The following is a 4,879-nucleotide window of genomic DNA, read 5'->3' on the forward strand; positions in this document are numbered from 1 at the left end:
AGGAGAGCGGAGCAGTGGCTCAACCTACGACCTCGGAAATGTCTCGGATTCAGGCAGCCTGTCAAGGTATTCGAAGAGTACCGTCAGGCGGCATAGGCGAGTGTCGCACTTCGAAGTTGAATTCGCGTAAAACCAAGTTAATTGGGGTCGATGTTATACAAGCAATACTGTTGGTCGAGGGTGCTGGATGTGGTTGACCTTTGGCAACCACAACATGTAAGGGGATAGTTGTGAATACTTTTAATGGAGCTGATGGGATCAGATCTCAAATTGTTCGTGACACTTTCTTGGTGCCATCATTATTGTTTGCTCTCTTTGTTTACTGGTGTGGACTGGAAAGGTATCTCAATGGCTTGTCTAATCCGCTCCCAATGAAATTTATTCTGTGTATATCGCTTTTTATTAGTGCCATGTATGAGTTGAAAAGAGGTTCATTTCGAGCAGATATGGTTGCTATCCTAGCGACTTCAATTATTTTTGCGGTATCTCCATGGTTAGCCTGTGAATGCCGTAATTGGTACTTGAATTTCATTGTTCAGCTTAAAGGTGTTCAGGAGGTAACTGATGCAATAGGACATGAGTATATTCGGGCTGTAGAAAATCCGGCAGTAGGAATCGGTTCTTGCTTTGCAATGGCACTCGCAACGATAAGGTTGCCACTTAATCGTATAATTAAGGCATCTTTGGAAAGAGTTTTTATTGTGAAAAAACCTGATTATGTATGCCCCCACTGTGGGCAGGTAACCGATCATTTATAGTGAAACCATGCCGTAGCTTCCGTTGGCCCTTATACAGGCATTTTTATGGCTTACTTCCTCTGTTTTCCCCAGATATAGGCATGAAACAGAGATTGTGATAAAAGTAACTAGACATATTTGACGGGTAAGCGGGCTGAGGTCATACTAGACATATATGACCACTGGCTCGAATGGGGTCTCTCATCGGATTATCCGTAGCAAAGGCTGGACACTGGCCGAGGTCGGAATCCGATGGGGCGTGACTGAACGGCAAATGAACAGTGGAAAGCTGAGGGATCTCGATGCTACCGCTGGATTGCCAGATCGTAAGCAGCTCGATAAGTGCCAGTAGATAAAGGGTAATCATGTGCTTCACGAAGTGATGATCGATGGCATCAAGTATGTGCCCCAGGCGACCATCCTGCCGACTGATTGCAACCTTGCGGGCCGCCCTTCATGAGTTGGTGTCGCTCCACTACTTCGGCACAAGGCACAAGGCTCAAGGCTCAAGGCGTTACTGGGCTGGTTATCGAAATGCTTTCGCCAGAGTTGGGGAAGGTGATGGATGTCGATATTGGTGCCGCCTTCGAGCGCACATCGTCAACCGATTAGATAGAGGGTAGTTCGTAACTATCCGGAATTTCCGGATGGTTGTGGATTGTTCAGTACGTTAGAGGGAAAACAATGAACGGGTTAGCCAGAAATGCAAAAGGGCATTGGGTAGCAACCCACATGGGCCAGCGCGTAACCTTCACCGAACAGCGCTTCGGTGATGCTGCCGAGTTACTTGCCCACCGCGTCCTGCTGGCTATGCAGGCTGGTACATACGACGAGTTGAAGGATAGCGCCCTGCTCAAGCAGAGTTACAGTCGAGAGCTGGCCGCCCAGGTGTTGGGCATCCACGTAGGCGAGCTGAATGAATGGCTTCTGAGCGGTGTATTGCGCGGTCAGGAGATAACGCCCCCCCGCCCAGACAACCGGAGAGGGGCAGGGAAAATTAGCGGTTATGAACTGGCTATCGTGCAAGAGCGCATGAAGGCAGACTGAGTTAATTAAGGAAAAAACAGCATGGCTGACAATCGAGAGTTTGCCGAGCAAATCGGGGCCGCAGTCGCCAGCCTTGGGACAAGCGAGGCGTTGAACTGTATGGCTCGTGTGATGTGCTGGGTCGCTGCTGACCACGGCCAGGCTATAGAGTTCGTGTGCGATCTCGGTGTGGTGACAGTAGAGCCCAAGCAGCAACCGCTGCAAAGTTGAGGGAAAAACGGCCATGAAAGTAAGGGATCTGAGAGAGCTACTTAAAACAATGCCAAGTGAAGCAGATGTAGTTTGGCAAAACGATGATAGCACAGAGGATGATATTCGCTGTGAGAGCTGCATGTACTCAGTCGTGGATAGCGTTGAAAAGTTCACCAGTTCCAGACTCACGCAGGTTTTTTGGGGCCCTGTTGTGGTCTTAGGTAAGCGAAGGGAAAAAAGACCATGAGCAAAGAGCTTTCTCAAGCTGCGGAGAACGGGGCGGAAGTGTTGGTCGCCCAGGCTGCCGAGTTTTTGAGTCTGCCAGATGCCGAGCGTGAAGCGGTGCTGGCGGCCATGCAGGAGGAGGTTATGTCCCAACTGCATGGTTATGACGACAACTGATCAGGGAAAAACGGCATGGCTCGTTGGTACAGCAAACAGCGCAAACAGCGCATGAATGGTGACTTCTTGAAGTATGGATTTATCCCAGGCCGTGGCCGCATCGCCCTTGAACAAAAGCCTTGCCACTTTGCCAGTCACCTGGATTTGTGCGAGTTCACCGGCGATTGCGATTTTTGCAATCACGCCAGAAAAGATGATCCGTGTTATGCCTCGATCACTCATTACGGGGAGGGAGGTAGTGAGGCTGATTTTTACATATGCAAGCACTGCCTGCGCAGCAAACACCATGCCCGTTACATCGGAGAAGAGGGTTACCACCAAGGCTACTCGAAGTTCAACCAATGGAAGCGCCGCGCTGCGCTGGCCCCTGAGCAACACATTTGCGATTACTGTGATTCGGTAGTGACTGGCGATTGCGATTGCAAGGGCGCTACTTACTGGAGAGAGCAGGCGACAGCCGTCTGAGTTAGAGGAGTATTGATGGATCTGCTCATAGCCAAACAACAAGCCAACCCCGTTGAATATTATGTCGAGGCATACGCCCAGCATCCTGATAAGCCGGGAATTTTTTGCTCTTATCGCGGCACAGTTAGCCGTGACGGTCTGATCATTTCAGGTGAGGATTTCGATTGCCTCCTCAACGGGTTTATTGACCACATATTTGTCGAGACTGGTGTTCGTTGCCATAGCAGCACAATCAAGCTCCACAAGCTGCAACTGGTTCAAGACGACAATTTTCGTAAGTTGTTTGAGGTAGATGAGCAACATTGCTAAGTCAGAGGAGTACACGATGGACGAGAACGAGAACAAGCTCATCACTGTATCGAATCAACTCAAGGTCGGGCCTGCTCTGGCTACCTTGTCGGTTTGTTTTTTAGTTCTGGCGGGCCACCTGTCCTGGTGGGTGATCTTGATAGTGTTTCTATGGGGTTTGGACGACTCGATAACCATCAACTGGCGCAAACTGTTTCGTCGCTGGAGTTAAGGAGAAAGCCGCATGATGAGGCTGATCTGGGTGTTGGGTGCAAGCGGCTTTTTATCCGGCTGCGATGCCTTTGATGACCTGGCTGCTGCCCAGCAGCCCAAGACTATCGAGATCGTCGGCGGTTACCAGGTGCAGATTAACGGGCAGCCGGTGGCTATCGCAGGCACCAGCCTGTGCCGGTCCCATAAGAGTCGGCATGACTGTATCGTAGTTACCCCTGACACTAGCGTGGTCGAGGTATTGGTCGTCTATCTAGGGCAGTCGTTCCGCGAAGCCTGGACGGTCAAACGAGTAGGGGAGCAGCGGCAACTGTTACGGGGCGATGGCAGCACGGTTATGGTGGCGAACTGATAGAGGAGTAGTCATGGCAAAGCTTGGCATGGCTGTGATCATGAAAATGCGGTGGCTGGGGGATAATGCTGTGGATGTGGCGGACCTTCTGCCAGACCATAATTTTCACCATAAAGATGGTGTTCTGATCATTCACCAGCACGGCGGTGACGTCAGAATACCGAAAGGTGGGAGGTTCGCCGTTGATGATGCTGGCCATGCCCATAAAGTATTGATGCTCACAAGACAGTTTACTTTGAAACCAAACGGTACTGTGACGGCCTGCCCGAGGTGTAGCAACAACACTGAATTTATCGGCTGCTCAATTCAAGTGGTAGAGGACTGCTGCGAAGTGTTTGTGATTTGCAGGTGTAACTTTGATCCGACAGAACAGAACACTGACCACCGCTATGAGGTAAGTATTCACCGGAACAGTATTGACACAGGAAAAATGAGACGATCGTCTCTTGATCCCACTTTCCTGCTTGCTTGATCCTGCTCCTTAGATACGCTCCCCCCATGAGCAAAAACACCATGCATTCCGCGGGAATGCCCACCACTCTGGAGCAGGCCAACGAGCTGATTTATAAGCTCCTCGACCGCATCGCCGAGCTGGAGGACCGCCTCAATCAGCACAGCGGCAACTCCTCCAAGCCGCCTTCCAGCGACGGCCCCGGTGCACCGCCGCCGGCCCGCAAGCGTCCGGCGTCCGGCAAGCAACGGGGGGCGCAGCCCGGTCACAAGGGACATCGCCGCGAGCGGCATCCGCTTGATGCCCGCCTGACCCTGGTCCCGCATTACCCTGCCGCCGATTGCGCTTGCTGTGGCGGGGACATGGTGGCCCATGCCAAACCCTATCAGGTTCATCAGGTGTTCGAGCTGCCCGAGGTGAGCTATCTCGTCACCGAACACCAACTGTATCGTGCGACCTGCTCACGGTGTATCGGCACGACCCAGGCCGCACTGCCAGACAACGTCAGCAGCAGCCAGATGGGGGCCAATCTGCTCAGCTACATCGCGCTGCAAAGCGGCCAGTTTCACCAGAGCGTCAGCCAGATAGGTAATCCCCCCATTTTTAGGGGCATTCAAAAGTAGAGGTCATGCGGCCTGTGCCAGACGCTGTTTCGGCGTGTAGCCACCCAGCGCCATATTGGGCCGCTCATGGTTATAAACCCACAGCCAGTTC

Annotated in this window: 9 protein-coding genes and 1 pseudogene; 9 read left to right on the forward strand and 1 reads right to left on the reverse strand. The window is 52.0% G+C overall.

The window, feature by feature from the left end; translation table 11 throughout:
* Positions 1 to 230: 230 nt before the first annotated feature.
* From C3418_RS24225 to C3418_RS24465, 4 genes are all read left to right on the forward strand, one after another.
* Positions 231 to 758 carry a hypothetical protein gene (locus C3418_RS24225; RefSeq protein WP_146054148.1) on the forward strand — a complete coding sequence of 176 codons (528 nt, stop codon included), beginning with the start codon at positions 231 to 233 and terminating at the stop codon, positions 756 to 758.
* Between the two features lie 663 nt (positions 759 to 1,421).
* Positions 1,422 to 1,784, forward strand: a complete 363-nt coding sequence (locus C3418_RS22770) for a hypothetical protein (RefSeq protein WP_103859336.1) — start codon at positions 1,422 to 1,424, stop codon at positions 1,782 to 1,784.
* 21 nt (positions 1,785 to 1,805) lie between these two features.
* Positions 1,806 to 1,994: a hypothetical protein gene (locus tag C3418_RS22775; RefSeq protein WP_103859337.1), complete on the forward strand. Its 189-nt coding sequence runs from the start codon at positions 1,806 to 1,808 to the stop codon at positions 1,992 to 1,994.
* Between the two features lie 225 nt (positions 1,995 to 2,219).
* On the forward strand, positions 2,220 to 2,378 hold the full coding sequence (locus C3418_RS24465; protein ID WP_181023145.1) for a hypothetical protein: 159 nt from the start codon (positions 2,220 to 2,222) through the stop codon (positions 2,376 to 2,378).
* On the opposite strand, the gene C3418_RS22785 is transcribed toward C3418_RS24465, so the two are convergent.
* Positions 2,379 to 2,882 (reverse strand): hypothetical protein, encoded by a 504-nt coding sequence (locus C3418_RS22785; protein WP_146054149.1) that lies wholly within the window; start codon positions 2,880 to 2,882, stop codon positions 2,379 to 2,381.
* Here C3418_RS22785 and C3418_RS24230 point away from each other — a divergent pair.
* The 5 genes and pseudogenes from C3418_RS24230 to C3418_RS22805 form a co-directional block, all read left to right on the forward strand.
* Positions 2,859 to 3,152 carry a hypothetical protein gene (locus C3418_RS24230; RefSeq protein WP_146054150.1) on the forward strand — a complete coding sequence of 98 codons (294 nt, stop codon included), beginning with the start codon at positions 2,859 to 2,861 and terminating at the stop codon, positions 3,150 to 3,152. The two genes, C3418_RS22785 and C3418_RS24230, sit on opposite strands and share 24 nt — an antisense overlap.
* A gap of 16 nt (positions 3,153 to 3,168) precedes the next feature.
* On the forward strand, positions 3,169 to 3,363 hold the full coding sequence (locus tag C3418_RS22790) for a hypothetical protein (protein ID WP_103859340.1): 195 nt from the start codon (positions 3,169 to 3,171) through the stop codon (positions 3,361 to 3,363).
* A gap of 12 nt (positions 3,364 to 3,375) precedes the next feature.
* Positions 3,376 to 3,714 carry a hypothetical protein gene (locus C3418_RS22795; protein WP_103859341.1) on the forward strand — a complete coding sequence of 113 codons (339 nt, stop codon included), beginning with the start codon at positions 3,376 to 3,378 and terminating at the stop codon, positions 3,712 to 3,714.
* A gap of 13 nt (positions 3,715 to 3,727) precedes the next feature.
* A complete protein-coding gene (locus C3418_RS22800; RefSeq protein WP_181023146.1) occupies positions 3,728 to 4,186 on the forward strand; it encodes a hypothetical protein in 459 nt (152 codons plus the stop codon).
* A gap of 26 nt (positions 4,187 to 4,212) precedes the next feature.
* Positions 4,213 to 4,752: pseudogene (locus tag C3418_RS22805) on the forward strand (DUF6444 domain-containing protein); the annotation flags it as partial.
* Positions 4,753 to 4,879: the final 127 nt, after the last annotated feature.

The sequence above is a fragment of the Aeromonas sp. ASNIH8 genome, assembly GCF_002919855.1.
Classification (GTDB): Bacteria; Pseudomonadota; Gammaproteobacteria; order Enterobacterales; family Aeromonadaceae; genus Aeromonas; species Aeromonas caviae.